This window comes from Pelomonas baiyunensis (assembly GCF_043555935.1).
Taxonomy (GTDB): domain Bacteria; phylum Pseudomonadota; class Gammaproteobacteria; order Burkholderiales; family Burkholderiaceae_C; genus Pelomonas; species Pelomonas baiyunensis.
Genome location: NZ_JBIGIB010000001.1, coordinates 936,580 through 949,880 on the forward strand (window position 1 = coordinate 936,580; position 13,301 = coordinate 949,880).

At 68.4% G+C, this 13,301-nt stretch carries 16 protein-coding genes; 9 read left to right on the forward strand and 7 right to left on the reverse strand.

The window, feature by feature from the left end; all coding sequences use genetic code 11:
• Positions 1–116: 116 nt before the first annotated feature.
• From phaC to phbB, 3 genes are all read left to right on the forward strand, one after another.
• Positions 117–1,727, forward strand: coding sequence for a class I poly(R)-hydroxyalkanoic acid synthase (gene phaC / locus ACG01O_RS04175; RefSeq protein WP_394382508.1), 1,611 nt, complete (start codon positions 117–119; stop codon positions 1,725–1,727).
• Positions 1,728–1,855: 128 nt separating this feature from the next.
• A complete protein-coding gene (locus ACG01O_RS04180; RefSeq protein WP_394381656.1) occupies positions 1,856–3,040 on the forward strand; it encodes an acetyl-CoA C-acetyltransferase in 1,185 nt (394 codons plus the stop codon).
• Positions 3,041–3,091: 51 nt separating this feature from the next.
• Entirely contained in the window at positions 3,092–3,829 is a 738-nt protein-coding gene (gene phbB / locus ACG01O_RS04185; protein WP_394381657.1) for an acetoacetyl-CoA reductase, read from the forward strand.
• Positions 3,830–3,917: 88 nt separating this feature from the next.
• Here phbB and ACG01O_RS04190 read toward each other — a convergent pair whose 3' ends face one another.
• The 7 genes from ACG01O_RS04190 to ACG01O_RS04220 form a co-directional block, all read right to left on the reverse strand.
• The gene (locus ACG01O_RS04190; protein WP_394381659.1) at positions 3,918–4,403 is read right to left on the reverse strand and encodes a hypothetical protein; all 486 of its coding nucleotides are present in this window, start codon (positions 4,401–4,403) and stop codon (positions 3,918–3,920) included.
• A 187-nt stretch (positions 4,404–4,590) separates the two neighbouring features.
• Positions 4,591–5,061 (reverse strand): DUF2269 family protein, encoded by a 471-nt coding sequence (locus ACG01O_RS04195; protein ID WP_394381660.1) that lies wholly within the window; start codon positions 5,059–5,061, stop codon positions 4,591–4,593.
• Entirely contained in the window at positions 5,058–5,429 is a 372-nt protein-coding gene (locus ACG01O_RS04200; RefSeq protein ID WP_394381662.1) for a DoxX-like family protein, read from the reverse strand. Before ACG01O_RS04200 ends, ACG01O_RS04195 begins: the two co-directional genes overlap by 4 nt.
• Entirely contained in the window at positions 5,426–6,274 is an 849-nt protein-coding gene (locus ACG01O_RS04205; RefSeq protein ID WP_394381664.1) for an NAD-dependent epimerase/dehydratase family protein, read from the reverse strand. The genes ACG01O_RS04200 and ACG01O_RS04205 overlap by 4 nt, the downstream gene beginning before the upstream one ends.
• 3 nt (positions 6,275–6,277) lie before the next feature.
• Positions 6,278–6,673, reverse strand: coding sequence for a hypothetical protein (locus ACG01O_RS04210; RefSeq protein WP_394381666.1), 396 nt, complete (start codon positions 6,671–6,673; stop codon positions 6,278–6,280).
• A 56-nt stretch (positions 6,674–6,729) separates the two neighbouring features.
• A complete protein-coding gene (locus ACG01O_RS04215) occupies positions 6,730–7,167 on the reverse strand; it encodes a thiol-disulfide oxidoreductase DCC family protein (RefSeq protein WP_394381668.1) in 438 nt (145 codons plus the stop codon).
• Between the two features lie 77 nt (positions 7,168–7,244).
• A complete protein-coding gene (locus ACG01O_RS04220) occupies positions 7,245–7,850 on the reverse strand; it encodes a GbsR/MarR family transcriptional regulator (RefSeq protein ID WP_394381670.1) in 606 nt (201 codons plus the stop codon).
• 107 nt (positions 7,851–7,957) lie between these two features.
• Between ACG01O_RS04220 and ACG01O_RS04225 the strand changes: the two genes are divergently transcribed.
• From ACG01O_RS04225 to ACG01O_RS04250, 6 genes are all read left to right on the forward strand, one after another.
• Positions 7,958–8,773 carry a TIGR00266 family protein gene (locus tag ACG01O_RS04225; RefSeq protein WP_394381672.1) on the forward strand — a complete coding sequence of 272 codons (816 nt, stop codon included), beginning with the start codon at positions 7,958–7,960 and terminating at the stop codon, positions 8,771–8,773.
• 97 nt (positions 8,774–8,870) lie between these two features.
• Positions 8,871–9,857, forward strand: a complete 987-nt coding sequence (locus ACG01O_RS04230) for a YncE family protein (protein WP_394381674.1) — start codon at positions 8,871–8,873, stop codon at positions 9,855–9,857.
• Entirely contained in the window at positions 9,854–10,630 is a 777-nt protein-coding gene (locus ACG01O_RS04235) for a polysaccharide deacetylase family protein (protein ID WP_394381675.1), read from the forward strand. The genes ACG01O_RS04230 and ACG01O_RS04235 overlap by 4 nt, the downstream gene beginning before the upstream one ends.
• Positions 10,630–11,607 carry a sterol desaturase family protein gene (locus ACG01O_RS04240; RefSeq protein WP_394382511.1) on the forward strand — a complete coding sequence of 326 codons (978 nt, stop codon included), beginning with the start codon at positions 10,630–10,632 and terminating at the stop codon, positions 11,605–11,607. Before ACG01O_RS04235 ends, ACG01O_RS04240 begins: the two co-directional genes overlap by 1 nt.
• A complete protein-coding gene (locus ACG01O_RS04245; protein ID WP_394381677.1) occupies positions 11,607–12,440 on the forward strand; it encodes an EI24 domain-containing protein in 834 nt (277 codons plus the stop codon). The genes ACG01O_RS04240 and ACG01O_RS04245 overlap by 1 nt, the downstream gene beginning before the upstream one ends.
• 5 nt (positions 12,441–12,445) lie before the next feature.
• Positions 12,446–13,237: a competence/damage-inducible protein A gene (locus tag ACG01O_RS04250; RefSeq protein ID WP_394381678.1), complete on the forward strand. Its 792-nt coding sequence runs from the start codon at positions 12,446–12,448 to the stop codon at positions 13,235–13,237.
• The last annotated feature ends 64 nt before the right edge of the window (positions 13,238–13,301 follow it).

A 13,301-nucleotide genomic window follows, 5' to 3' on the forward strand; every position in this document is an offset into this window, starting at 1 on the left:
TATTGCAACGACCTGGGGCACATCCGCCACGGCTGACAAAACCGAGGAACTTCATGGCCACCCGCAAGAAGAACGACGCCCCGCCCGCGATGGACGCTCAGCCCTTCGCCGACTGGATGCAGCAGATGGCGCATCTGCCGCAGATCTCCCCCTCGACCCTGGCCGAACTGCAGGCCGATTACCTGAAGCAAGCCACCGCGCTGTGGAACGGCGCCCTGGGCCAGAGCGAGGCTCCGGCAGCGAGCGACCGGCGCTTTGCGGCACCGGAGTGGCGCGCCAACCCGGCGGCTCATTTCATGTCGCAGCTGTACCTGCTCAACGGCAACATGCTGGGCAAGATGGCCGCGGCCGTGGAGGCCGACGACAAGACCAAGGCCCGCATCAAGTTCGCGGTGCAGCAGTTCGTGGACGCTGCCGCGCCCAGCAACTTCCTGGCGCTCAACCCCGAAGCCCAGAAGCTGGCGCTGGACAGCAAGGGCGAGACGCTGGCGCGCGGCCTGCAGCACCTGTGGGGCGATGTGCAGCGCGGCCACGTGTCGCAAACCGACGAGAGCGCCTTCGAGGTGGGCCGCAACGTGGCCACCACGCCGGGCAGCATCGTGTTCGAGAACGCGCTGTTTCAGCTCATCGAATACGCCCCGCTCACCACCGAGGTGCATGCGCGCCCCTTCCTGTTGGTGCCGCCGTGCATCAACAAGTTCTACATCCTGGACCTGCAGCCCGACAACTCGCTGATCCGTTATGCGGTGTCGCAAGGCCACCGCGTCTTTGTGGTCAGCTGGCGCAACCCGGACGACGAGGTCAAGCACCTGACCTGGGACGACTACGTGGAGCAAGGCGCCATCGAGGCGCTGCGCGTGGTGCAGGAGATCTCGGGGCAAGACAAGGTCAACACGCTGGGCTTCTGCGTGGGCGGCACCATCCTCGCCTCGGCGCTGGCGGTGTTGGCCGCGCGCGGGCAACACCCCGCCGCCAGCCTCACGCTGCTGACCACGCTGCTGGACTTCGCCGACAACGGCGTGCTGGACATCTTTGTGGACGAGGCCAGCGTGCGGCTGCGCGAAGCCACATTGGGGCCGGGCGCGCCGCAGGGCCCGCAACTGCTGCACGGGCAGGAACTGGCCACCACCTTCAGCTTCCTGCGCCCGAACGACCTGGTGTGGAACTACGTGGTGGGCAACTACCTCAAGGGCGAAGCCCCGCCGGCGTTCGACCTGCTGTACTGGAACGGCGACTCCACCAACCTGCCCGGGCCCATGTACTGCTGGTACCTGCGCCACACCTACCTGCAAAACGAACTCAAAGTCCCGGGCAAGCTGACCGTCTGCGGCAAGAAGCTGGACCTGAGCGCCATCGACTGCCCGGTCTACGTGTACGGCTCCCGCGAGGACCACATCGTGCCCTGGCAGGCCGCCTACCGGAACACGCAGATCTTCAAGGGCAAGCGCCGCTTCGTGATGGGCGCCTCCGGCCACATTGCCGGTGTCATCAACCCGCCGGCCAAGGGCAAGCGCAGCCACTGGATCAGCAAGAACACCGCCCTGCCGGCGGACCCTGACGCCTGGCTGGCCGGTGCGACCGAGCACCCGGGCAGCTGGTGGACGGACTGGTCCGCCTGGCTGGCCTCCCACGCAGGCGCCATGAAGCCCGCGCCCAAGACCCCGGGCAGCCGCAAGTTCAAGGCAATCGAACCCGCACCCGGCCGCTACGTGAAGGTCAAGGCCTGAGATGGGGCGACTCGCCCGGGCGGGCGGCGCCGCACGCGCGGTTGGCCACCGGCCGGTGGCCCGCTTGGCACGCCGCTTGACCTTCGCACCGAAGAATTCCCGAACTCACTGACAAAGGAAGCTGAACCATGAGCCAACAAGACATCGTCATCGTCGCTGCGGCCCGCACCGCCATCGGCAAGTTCGGCGGCACGCTCGCCAAGACGCCGGCCAGCGAACTGGGCGCGGCCGTGCTGCAAGACCTGCTGCGCCGCACCGGCGTGGCGGGCGAGCAGATCGGCGAGGTCATCCTCGGCCAGGTGCTGACCGCGGGCGTAGGCCAGAACCCGGCACGTCAGTCGGTGGTGAAGGCGGGCCTGCCGCATGGCGTGCCGGCCATGACCATCAACAAGGTCTGCGGCTCGGGCCTGAAGGCCGTGATGCTGGCCGCCCAGGCCATTCGCGACGGTGACAGCGAGATCGTCATCGCCGGCGGCCAGGAGAGCATGAGCCTGAGCCCGCACGTGCTGCCCAACTCGCGCGACGGTCAGCGCATGGGCGACTGGAAGATGGTTGACACCATGATCAACGACGGCCTGTGGGACGTGTACAACCAGTACCACATGGGCATCACCGCCGAGAACGTGGCCAAGAAGTACGGCATCACCCGCGAGCAGCAGGACGCGCTGGCCCTGGCCTCGCAGCAAAAGGCCGCCGCCGCGCAAGACGCCGGCCGCTTCAAGGACGAGATCGTCCCGTTCAGCATCGCGCAGAAGAAGGGCGACCCGATCGTCTTCTCGGCCGATGAGTTCATCAACCGCAAGAGCAACGCCGAAGCGCTGGCCGGCCTGCGCCCTGCGTTCGACAAGGCGGGCAGCGTGACCGCTGGCAACGCCTCGGGCCTGAACGACGGCGCCGCCGCCGTGATGGTGATGACCGCCGCCAAGGCGGCCGCCCTGGGCCTCACGCCGCTGGCCCGCATCGCGTCGTACGCGTCTGCCGGCCTGGACCCGGCTTTCATGGGCATGGGCCCCGTGCCGGCGGCGCAAAAGGCCCTGGCTCGCGCCGGCTGGAAGGCGGCTGACCTGGACCTGCTGGAAATCAACGAAGCCTTTGCCGCACAGGCCTGTGCCGTGCATGCCGAAATGGGCTGGGACACGAGCAAGGTCAACGTCAACGGCGGCGCCATCGCGCTGGGACACCCGATTGGTGCCAGCGGCTGCCGCGTGCTGGTCACGCTGCTGCACGAGATGGTCAAGCGCGACGCCAAGAAGGGCATCGCCTCGCTGTGCATCGGCGGCGGCATGGGCGTGGCGCTCACCGTCGAGCGCTGATCCGGGCCCAACCACAATTTCCCCACACACTCCAACCACAAGGAGACACACATGAGCCAAAAGATTGCCTACGTCACCGGCGGCATGGGCGGCATCGGGACCGCCATCTGCCAGAAGCTGGCCAAGGCCGGCTTCAAGGTCATCGCCGGTTGCGGCCCGAGCCGCGACTACCAAAAGTGGCTGGATGAGCAGAAGGCCCTGGGCTTCACGTTCTACGCCTCGGTGGGCAACGTGGCGGACTGGGACTCCACCGTGGAAGCCTTCCAGAAGTCGATTGCCGAGCACGGCGCCATCGATGTGCTGGTCAACAACGCCGGCATCACCCGCGACCGCATGTTCCTGAAGATGACGCCGGAAGACTGGAAGGCCGTTATCGACACCAACCTGAACTCCATGTTCAACGTGACCAAGCAGGTCGTGCCGGGCATGGTGGAAAAGGGCTGGGGCCGCATCATCCAGATCAGCTCGGTCAACGGCGAAAAGGGCCAGGCCGGCCAGACCAACTACTCGGCCGCCAAGGCCGGCATGCACGGCTTCACCATGGCGCTGGCGCAAGAGCTGGCGTCCAAGGGCGTGACGGTGAACACCGTGAGCCCGGGCTACATCGGCACCGACATGGTCAAGGCCATCAAGCCCGAAGTGCTGGAAAAAATCGTCGCGACGATTCCGGTCAAGCGCCTGGGCACGCCCGAGGAAATCGGCTCGGTGGTGGCCTGGCTGGCGGGCGAGGACAGCGGCTTCACGACGGGCGCTGACTTCTCCTGCAACGGCGGCCTGCACATGGGCTGATACCGGCTCATGCGGGCGCCAAGCCCCATGCAAACGGCAGCCCGCGGGCTGCCGTTTTTTCTGGGCGGGGCGGCGCCTGGCGCGAGGTTCAGCGAAGGCCCGGCTGGGTGCGTGCAGCCGGGCGGCCCAGGATGGGCAACTGCCTAAGGCTCGGTCGCGTGTCGCGTGGCGGCGCAGCCAGGGTCGGCGCCCGCAAAGTGGCCATGGCATGGGGCCGGCGCTGCCAACGGTCGACCGCGTCCGTCACCGCCTCCCAGGCTTGGGCGTCGTGGATGACGGCCACGAACAGGTTCTCGCGGCAGGGCAGTTGCCGCTGGGCCGACGCCACGAGGCGCCGCAGCGCGTCGCCCGCCGCCTCCATGCACCCGGGCAGGTCTTGAAACCCGGCCCCCACGCGGTGGAACAGCACGCCGTGCTGCAGCTCCGCCGCTTTGTGCGAGGGCGCGTGCAGCAGCCGCATGAAGACGCGGGCGCGCCCGTCGCCCAGCAGTTCGATGCAGAGCTCGCGGCGCCAGCCGGTCAAGGCCTGTGCGGGAGTGAGTTCGGGCAGTTGGGGGTCGAGGTGCAGGTCCATGCCGGCAGTGTGCGCGGCGGGTGGCGCGCTGGTGCGGCGATCTGTATCGCGATGCGTCCGGGCCTTCAGGCGGCCGACGCATCGCGTCACAAATCGGCGCGAGGCGCGGTCCATCCTGACATCTCGCTACGCCGCGTGACCGCGTGCTTCAACGGCTTCCCCCGTCAACGCCTCCTCAGCTTGGGCCTCAGCCGCCGGGCTTGTTCACCATGAGGAAGAAGATCGCCAGCATCGCCGCGAAGGCGGGGTAGCCCAGGGCTTCCCAGCGGCGTTGCCATCGGTGGTAGCTTGGGCTCAACGGTCGGCGTTCGCGCACGGCGGCCTCGGCCTCGTGGGCCATGCGCAGCTGCAGCACCAGCACGGGCAGCCAGCACGCGCCGGCCAGCAGGTAAAGCGCCAACGAGGCGGCCAGCCAGGGGATGGTGAGCGGCCAGCCCGCGGTGTGTGCGAGCCAGGCGCCGCTGAGGGGTTGCACCAGCCCGGCCGGGGTGGTGAACCACAGGTCCGCCCGTGCCACCAGCCGGCCCACCACCGCCCGGGCCTCCAGGCTGCCGCTGCGGTTGGCAAAGAACAGGTAGAAGGCTGACCCAAAGCCGGTGCCCACCAGCAACACGCTGGACACGATGTGCAGCCATTTGACGATCAGGTAGGCGTTCATCGCACGGGAGTGGCGGGTTGGGAGGCGAGGGCCGCCAGCGCGGCCAGCACGGGCAGGTTTTTGAGCAGTGGGGCGAAGGGATCCAGCCAAAGGCCGGGCGCCAGGGCGGTGGCCATGGCCGTCAGGCCCATCACGCCGGCAGCCGCAAGCCGGGTGGTGCCGACCGTGGGGCGCAGCAGCAGGAGCAGGCCCACCACCGCATCCCAGGCGCAGCCCATCCACACGCCCGCCTGGGCCACGCCTGCGGTGCAGCCTGCCGCGCGCTGCAGCCAGGCGGCCCCGGCGGCGCCCCCATCGTGCAGGCTGGCCACGACCGTGCCCCACCACAGCAGCACCAGCGAGCCCCGCAGCATGCCCACGGGGCTCATGCCCAGGCGCCGGCCAGGGCGTCTCGCAGGGGTTGTGCCAGCGGCGGGTGCGCGGTGGCGGGCTGGGCCGCAGCGGCGGGCGGCGTGTCGCCCACGCTGTCATGGGCCAGCAACTCCAGCGCCGTGCTGCACCAGGGGCCCCAGGCCAGCAGGTCGCCCAGCCGGGCCGAGGCGCGCGACACCCGCCAGGGCAGGGCCCACAGGCGTGCTGGCGCCAGGCCCCGCGCAGCACGGCGGCGGGCGATGCAGTCGGCCACGGTCAGCGGCTCGGGGCCGACGGCGTCCCAGGTGCCGGTGCAGCTTGGGCCTTGCAGGAAGGCGACGATTCCGGCCGCCAGGTCTTGCACATGCACGGGTTGCACCCGGCAGCGCGCCACTTGGGGCGGCAGCGCCAGCCACGGCAGCCAGGCCAGCCGGTCGAGCATGCGGCTGCTGGTGCCGCCCACACCCACCACCAGGCTGGGCCGCACGATGCAGGCGCGGCCGGCCAGGGCGGTGTCACCCGCGTGCTTGCTGCGGGCGTAGGCGCTCACGCCGCCGCACAGGGCGGACAGGTGCACGAGTTGGCGAATGCCGGCGGCCTCGCAGGCGCTGGCCAAGGCGGCCGGCGCGCGGTGGTGCAGCAGGTCCAGCAGGTCGCTCACGCCGCCGGCCCGGTCGCGCAGGCAGCCTGCGGTGTAGACCACCGCATCCACGCCGCGCAGGAGCGGCTGCCAGGCGCTGGGCTGCTCCCAGGTGGTGACGGGGCGGGGTGCGCCGCGCACCGCCTCATGCCCGGCCTGCTGCAGGGCGGCAACGACATGCCGGCCGATGAAGCCGCCGGCGCCAACGATCAGGACACGCATGGCTCAGCTCCGGGGCAGGGGGTGGGCAGGGGCCGCTGGGGTGGCGGGCGCACGGGGGGCGGCCGGTGCTTGAAGCTGCTGCTGCACCGGCGCCCAGACGCGCCGTGTGATGAACGCGACGCTGAGGAAGCTGCCGGCCGCCGTCAGCCACACGGCGCGGCGCAAGGTGTCCAGCACGCTGCCGTAGAACTCGCCGAAGCTCAGGCCCAGCACCAGCGAGCCGGCAATGGCCATGACGTAGGCGCTGCGAATCCAGAAGTGGGCGCCGACCTTGCCGGGCAGGCGGTTCGCACACAGCGCGTCCAGCACCACCAGCAGATAGGGTTGCACGTAGCCAATGGCCAGCAGCGGGCCCAGCACGGCGATCAGCAGGGTGAGGGCGAGGTTGAGTTCAAACATGGTGAGTTCTCCTCAGAGGGGTTGGGATTCCGTCGGGCCTACCTATCACCCGGCTGTCAGCGCGTGCGGCAGGCGCCGTCGGGGGCGCAATGGCCCGTGTGCAGATGCGTGGCCGCCAGCAGCCAGCGGGGCAGGCGGTAGCGGTTGCGCGCCAGCCAGGCGTAGGCCGGGCGGGCCAGGCGCGCCAGCACGGGGTGGTCCAGCGCAGCGGCCAGGCGGGCGTGGCCGGTGGCGGCGTACACGGCCTGCACGGCAGGCACACCGATGAGCCAGCGGCCGCTGCGGTCGCGCACGTGCAGCAGGGCCATCAAGGCCTCGCGCGTCACGCCCAAGGCCGCGGCGTCAAAGCCGGGCTGGGCGATGTTGACGAAGCGCAGCAGCCCGTCGCGGTTGGCGCGCATCAGGAAGGCCATCTCGCTGCTGCACAGCGGGCAGTCGCCGTCGTAGTACACCGTGTGGGTGTGGGGCGTGGCGTGGGTGTTGTTGGCATTCATGGCTGTTATTTCTGTATAAAGAGAAATTAAAGGGCCAAAAAACAGGCCGCGAGGGCCGTGGGGCTGGGCGCGGGCGTTCAGCCCATGGGTGGAATCGGCGGCATGACGGGGAAAATGGTGGAGGTGTCGGTGGAGGCGGGGCCGGCGGTGTCGGTGGGGTTGGCCGGGCGCACAAAGCGCTGCACTTGGGCACCCAAGCGCAAGATCTTTTCCAGCGTGGCCGGGCTCAGCCGCAGCATTTCGTCGCTCCAGGTGCCCAGCGTCTGCATCAGTGCCAGCGTGCTGCGCAGCCGGTCTTGGAAGGCGGGCGATTCGCGGTCGAGCGCCGGGTCGGCGGTCAGGTCCTTCAGCAGGGCGACGGTGGGGTCGAACTCGCGTTCCTTGCGTTCGCGCACGATGGTGCGGAACAGCTCCCACACGTCGCTGGAAGTCTCGTAGTAGTCGCGCCGGTCGCCCAACAGGTGCGTCACGCGGATGAGGCGCCAGTTCAGCAACTCCTTCAGGCTGTTGCTCACGTTCGACCGTGCCAACACCAGGGTGTCGGCAATGTCTTCGGCGTGCAGCGGCTGACCGTGCACGTACAGCAGCGCGTGGATCTGCGCCACGCTGCGGTTCACGCCCCAGTTGTTGCCCATTTCGCCCCAGTGGACGATGAAGCGGCGGCTGATGTCGGTGAGTTCCATGGCGCACAGCGTACGCCTTCTGAAGTTTCTGTCAACAGAGAAATTGTGGGGCGACTGTTGTGGCGTGGCTATCATGCGGCCCCGTTTTTGTCTGGCAGGAGAGCCGCATGGCGATGGATGTTGTGGATTACGAAATCAAGGGCGCGGAGATGCAGTTCGTCGAGGTCGAACTGGACCCGGGCGAAGCCGCCATTGGCGAGGCGGGCTCCATGATGTTCATGGACGCCGGCATCGTCATGGACACCGTGTTCGGCGATGGCTCGGCCAGCACGGGCGGCTTCTTCGGCAAGCTGCTGGGGGCGGGCAAGCGGCTGATCACCGGTGAGTCGCTGTTCACCACGATCTACACGAACCAGGGCGCGAGCAAGCTGCGCGTGGCCTTTGCGGCGCCGTACCCCGGCAAGATCTTGCCCATGGACTTGTCCAAGCTCGGCGGCACCCTGATCTGTCAGAAGGACGCCTTCCTGTGCGCCGCACGCGGCGTGTCGCTGGGCATTGCCATCCAGCAGAAGCTGTCCACCGGCTTCTTCGGCGGTGAGGGCTTCATCATGCAAAAGCTCGACGGCGATGGCCTGGCCTTCGTGCACGCAGGCGGCACGGTGGTGCGCCGCACGCTGCAGCCAGGGCAGACGCTGCTGGTGGACACCGGCTGTGTGGTGGCCTACACGCCCGGCGTGAACTTCGAGATTCAGTACGTCGGCAAGATCAAGACCGCGCTGTTCGGTGGTGAAGGCCTCTTCCTGGCCAAGCTGACCGGCCCGGGCGAGGTGTGGCTGCAAAGCCTGCCGTTCTCGCGCCTGGCCTCGCGCATCTTTGCCGCCGCACCGCAAACCGGCGGTGGTGGTCGTGAAGAAGGCTCCATGCTCGGCGCGGTGGCCGGCGGCGGCCTGTTGGGCGGTTTGCTGGGCGGCGACGACGACTGATCGACGCTTGACTTGGGACAGGGTTCGCTCGGACCCCCCGGGTAAACTGGCTGGCGCAGGGGCGGCAATGGGCCGCCCTTTTCGTTGGAGTGTCGGGATGTTGCGCAGTTGGGCGGTGGCCTTGGGGTTGGTGGCAGCGTTGGGGGCCCAGGCCCAGTCGGCACGCCCGCCGATCTTTGTGCTGAATTCGCTGGACGCGGACATCTCCGTCATCGATCCAGTGAGCTTCACGGTGGTCAAGCGCTTCCCCACCGGCAAAGAGCCCCACCACCTGTACCTGTCGCCGGACGAGAAGTCCCTGATCGTGGCGAACGCGCTGGGCGATTCCCTGACCTTCGTGGACCCCCGCACGGCCGACGTGCAGCGCGTGGTGCGCGGCATCCCGGACCCGTACCACCTGCGGTTCTCGCCCGACATGAAGTGGTTCGTGACCGCGTCCAACCGCCTGGATCGCGTGGACTTGTACCGCTGGCAAGGCAGCACCGCGGCCGAGCCGTTGCAGCTGGTCAAGCGCATCCCGGCGCCCAAGACGCCCAGCCACCTGAACATCGACACGAAAAGCACCACGCTCTACGTGAGCCTGCAAGACAGCGATGAACTGCTGGCCATCGACCTGGCCACGCAGGCGGTGAAGTGGAAGCAGCCGGTAGGCAAGATGCCCGCCGACATCTACCTGACGCCGGACGACAAGCACATCCTCGTGGGCCTCACCGGCGACAGCGTGGTGGAGGTGTGGGACGTGAGCGGTGCCAAGCCCAAGCTCGTCAAGCGCCTGCCCACGGGCAACGGCGCGCACTCGTTCCGGGCCTGGGGCGACCAGCGGCACGTGCTGGTCAGCAACCGGGCGGCCAACACCATCAGCAAGATCGACCTCAGCACCTTCACGGTGGTGGATCAGTTCCCTGGCCCTGCGGGCCCGGACGACATGGAAGTGATGGGCGACGGCAAGACGCTGCTCGTCACCTCCCGCTGGGCGGGCAAGCTCACGCAGATCGACACCACCACCCGCAAGGTGGTGCGTCAGGTGAAAGTGGGCAAGTCGCCGCACGGCCTGTGGACGCTGGATCACAAGCCGCGTCTATGAAAGCCTGGATTTGGCTGCTGGCTGCAAGCGCGGCCGCAGCGCAGCCGGCGTGCGACAAGCCGGTGTACCTCACGTTCGACACCGGCCACATGGGCGTGGCGCCGCTGATTGCCGAGACCCTGAAGCGGCACAACGCCCGGGTCACGTTCTTCATGGCCAGTGAGCCCACCAAGACCGGTGGCACCACGCTGGACGACACCTGGGCGCCCTGGTGGCGCGAGCGCGTGGCGGAGGGGCACGACTTCGGCTCCCACACCTGGGACCACGACGTCTTTCTGGAAGACCTGCCCGACGCCGACGGCAAGGTCACCCGCTTCAAGGTGCGCACCCAGGCCGGGGTGAGCCCTGCGGTGGTGCGGGAGCTGACGGCCGAGCAGTACTGCAGCAACCTCAAGAAGGTGGGCGAGCGCTTCACGGCGATGACCGGCAAGCCCTTGTCGCCGCTGTTCCGCGCGCCGGCCGGGCGCACCTCGGCGGCCTTGTTGAGCGCCGCCAAAAGCTGCGGTTTCACCCACGTGGGTTGGAGCCGGGCTGGCTTCCTGGGCGATGAGCTGCCCAGCCAGGCGCACCCGAATTCGGCCCTGCTGGAGAAGGCGCTGCGCGACATCAAGCCTGGCGACATCCTGCTGGCGCACCTGGGCATCTGGGAGCGCCAAGACCCTTGGGCGCCTGCGGTGCTGGAGCCGCTGATGACCGGGCTGGAGCAACGCGGCCTATGCTTCGCTCCGTTGCGCGAGCACCCGCGCTTTGCCCCGCTGTTCAGCAAGCCGTGATCGACTGGATCTCCAACACCTTCGACGCCCTGCAATTGGCCTTGTACGAGGCCGTCGTTCAGCCCATCGCCTTCGGGCTGGGCTTTGGCAACCTGCTGGAAGACGCGTTCGACGCGACCGGCTGGCTGCTGTGGGGCGTGATCCAGATTGCCGTGCTGCTGCTCGGCATCGGCCTGCTCGAGCGCCGCTGGCCCGCCGAGCCGGTGACCGACCGCGCGGCCGTGCGCACCGATGTGATCTACACCTTGATCCACCGCCTGGGCCTGGTGCGGCTGGGCTTGTTCTTTGCGGTGCAACCGGCGTGGGACGCCATCGCCGGCCAGCTGCGCCTGGCGGGCCTGCCCACCTGGCAGCTCGATGCGATGTGGCCCGGCGTGACCGACATCGGCTGGGTGAGCTTGCTGATCTATCTGGTGGTGTTCGACTTCGTCAATTACTGGCTGCACCGCGCGCAGCACCAATTCAATTGGTGGTGGGCCTTGCACAGCCTGCACCACAGCCAGCGGCAGATGACGATGTGGAGCGACAACCGCACCCACCTGCTGGACGATGTCATCACGGGCACGGCGTTCGCGCTGCTGGCCCGCGTCATTGGCGTGGAGCCGGGGCAGTTCGTGGCCATCACCGTCATCACGCAGCTGCTGGAGAGCCTGCAGCACGCCAACACCCGGCTGAGCTTTGGGGCCGTGGGCGAGCGTTTGCTGATCAGCCCGCGCTTTCACCGGTTGCACCACAGCATCGGCATCGGCCATGAAAGCGCTGGCCGGGGCACGCTGGGCGGCCACAACTTTGGCGTGCTGCTGCCGGTGTGGGATGTGCTGTTCCGCACCGCCAACTTCTCGCCCCGTTTCGACCCCACCGGCGTGCGAGACCAACTGCCCGAAGAGGGCGGACGCGACTACGGGCGCGGCTTCTGGCGCCAGCAGTGGCTGGGCCTGCAGCGTCTGATTTCTGTTTTCCGAGGAAAGCCCGCCTGATGCAAGGCCTGATCGATTCCTTCTGGCGCGCGGCGGCCTACTGCCTGCATCCGCGCGTCATCGCGCTGTCGCTGCTGCCGCTGGTGATTGGCGGCGTGCTGGTGTTTGGCTTCATGTACTTCTTCTGGGAAGCGTCGGTGGCGAGCGTGCGCGCCACGCTGGAGAACTGGCGCCTGGTGGAGAGCCTGCTGCAGTGGCTGGACACCTTCGGTTTGCAGGAGTTCCGCAGCGCGCTGGCCGCCATCGTGGTGCTGGCGGGCGTGCTGCCGGTGGTGCTGCTGCTGAGTCTGCTGCTGGTGGCGCTGTGCATGACGCCGGCCATCGTCGGCCTGGTGGCCCAACGCCGCTTCCCGCTGCTCGAGAAGAAGCGCGGCGGCTCGCTCGTGCAAAGCGCGCTGGCGTCGCTGGGCGCCACGCTGCTGGCGCTGCTGCTGCTGGCGCTGTCCATGCCGCTGTGGCTGATTCCGCCGCTGGTGATGGTGCTGCCGCCGTTGATCTGGGGCTGGCTCACGTACCGGGTGTTCGGGTTTGATGTGCTGGCCGAGCACGCCTCGCGCGACGAGCGGCTGGCGCTGATGCGCGAGCACCGCGCCCCCATGCTGGCCATGGGCGTGTTCAGCGGCTACCTCGGGGCGGTGCCGTCGCTCTTGTGGGCGCTGCTGGGCGTCACCGGCATCATCTTTGCCCCCTTTGTGGTGCTGGTGGCCATTTGGCTCTACACCCTGGTGTTCGCCTTCTCCACGGCCTGGTTCGCGCATTACGCGCTGGCCGCCCTGCAGGCCCGCCGCGGGGCGGAGCCTGTGGCCGAGTCGGCCCTTGTTTTGGAAAGTTGAACCTCATGCAAGTCGGTCTGATCATCATTGGCGACGAGATCCTGTCGGGCAAGCGGCGCGACTCGCACATGGCCAAGTTCATCGAGCTGCTGTCGGAGCGCGGCATGCAGCTGTCCTGGGTGCAGTACCTGGGCGATGACCGCGAGCGCCTCACCGAGCGGCTGCGCGAGGCCTTTGCCAGTGGCGACCTGGTGGTGAGCTGCGGCGGCATCGGCGCCACGCCGGACGACCACACCCGCCAGTCCGCCGCGTTGGCGCTGGGCCGGCCGCTGGCGCTGCACCCCGAGGCGCGCGAACTCATCTGGCAGCGCATCCAGCAAATGGCGGCCGAACAAGGCAAGGCCGTCACGGCGGACGAGCCGGACAGCCTGCGGCGCTTCGAGATGGGTGTGTTCCCTGAAGGCGCCAGCATCATTCCCAACCCGTACAACAAGATCCCGGGCTTCTTCGTCGGGCATGTGCACTTCGTGCCGGGCTTCCCGGTGATGGCGCACCCCATGATGTCCTGGGTGCTGGATCGCTACCCTCAATTGCACCGCGCGGTGCAGGTGCTGGAGCGGTCGCTCATCGTGCAAGGCGCGATGGAGGCCAGCCTCACGCCGCTGATGGAAGCGCTGGAGGCCCAGTTCCCGGGCATCAAGGTGTTCAGCCTGCCCAGCGTCGACCACCCGCAGTGGGGCCGCTGCATCGAACTGGGCGTCAAAGGTGACGCCGAGCAACTGCTGCCCGCCTACGATGCACTGAAACAGGGCGTGATCCACTTTGGTGCATCGATCAGCACTGAGCTGGTGCGATAGTTCTGGCCCCGTAACCGACGTCACACCATAATTCCCAGCAGCAGCGGGCGACGATCCATGTCGG

What these genes read in the sequence shown, in the direction of transcription:
- phbB (WP_394381657.1), top strand. Translation starts at nt 3,092, where the DNA reads ATGAGCCAAAAGATTGCCTACGTCACCGGCGGCATGGGCGGCATCGGG.
- ACG01O_RS04235 (WP_394381675.1), top strand. Translation starts at nt 9,854, where the DNA reads ATGAAAGCCTGGATTTGGCTGCTGGCTGCAAGCGCGGCCGCAGCGCAG.
- ACG01O_RS04210 (WP_394381666.1), bottom strand. Translation starts at nt 6,673, where the DNA reads ATGTTTGAACTCAACCTCGCCCTCACCCTGCTGATCGCCGTGCTGGGC.
- ACG01O_RS04215 (WP_394381668.1), bottom strand. Translation starts at nt 7,167, where the DNA reads ATGAATGCCAACAACACCCACGCCACGCCCCACACCCACACGGTGTAC.
- ACG01O_RS04205 (WP_394381664.1), bottom strand. Translation starts at nt 6,274, where the DNA reads ATGCGTGTCCTGATCGTTGGCGCCGGCGGCTTCATCGGCCGGCATGTC.
- ACG01O_RS04190 (WP_394381659.1), bottom strand. Translation starts at nt 4,403, where the DNA reads ATGGACCTGCACCTCGACCCCCAACTGCCCGAACTCACTCCCGCACAG.
- ACG01O_RS04230 (WP_394381674.1), top strand. Translation starts at nt 8,871, where the DNA reads ATGTTGCGCAGTTGGGCGGTGGCCTTGGGGTTGGTGGCAGCGTTGGGG.
- phaC (WP_394382508.1), top strand. Translation starts at nt 117, where the DNA reads ATGCAGCAGATGGCGCATCTGCCGCAGATCTCCCCCTCGACCCTGGCC.
- ACG01O_RS04180 (WP_394381656.1), top strand. Translation starts at nt 1,856, where the DNA reads ATGAGCCAACAAGACATCGTCATCGTCGCTGCGGCCCGCACCGCCATC.
- ACG01O_RS04250 (WP_394381678.1), top strand. Translation starts at nt 12,446, where the DNA reads ATGCAAGTCGGTCTGATCATCATTGGCGACGAGATCCTGTCGGGCAAG.
- ACG01O_RS04245 (WP_394381677.1), top strand. Translation starts at nt 11,607, where the DNA reads ATGCAAGGCCTGATCGATTCCTTCTGGCGCGCGGCGGCCTACTGCCTG.
- ACG01O_RS04225 (WP_394381672.1), top strand. Translation starts at nt 7,958, where the DNA reads ATGGCGATGGATGTTGTGGATTACGAAATCAAGGGCGCGGAGATGCAG.
- ACG01O_RS04220 (WP_394381670.1), bottom strand. Translation starts at nt 7,850, where the DNA reads ATGGAACTCACCGACATCAGCCGCCGCTTCATCGTCCACTGGGGCGAA.
- ACG01O_RS04195 (WP_394381660.1), bottom strand. Translation starts at nt 5,061, where the DNA reads ATGAACGCCTACCTGATCGTCAAATGGCTGCACATCGTGTCCAGCGTG.
- ACG01O_RS04200 (WP_394381662.1), bottom strand. Translation starts at nt 5,429, where the DNA reads ATGAGCCCCGTGGGCATGCTGCGGGGCTCGCTGGTGCTGCTGTGGTGG.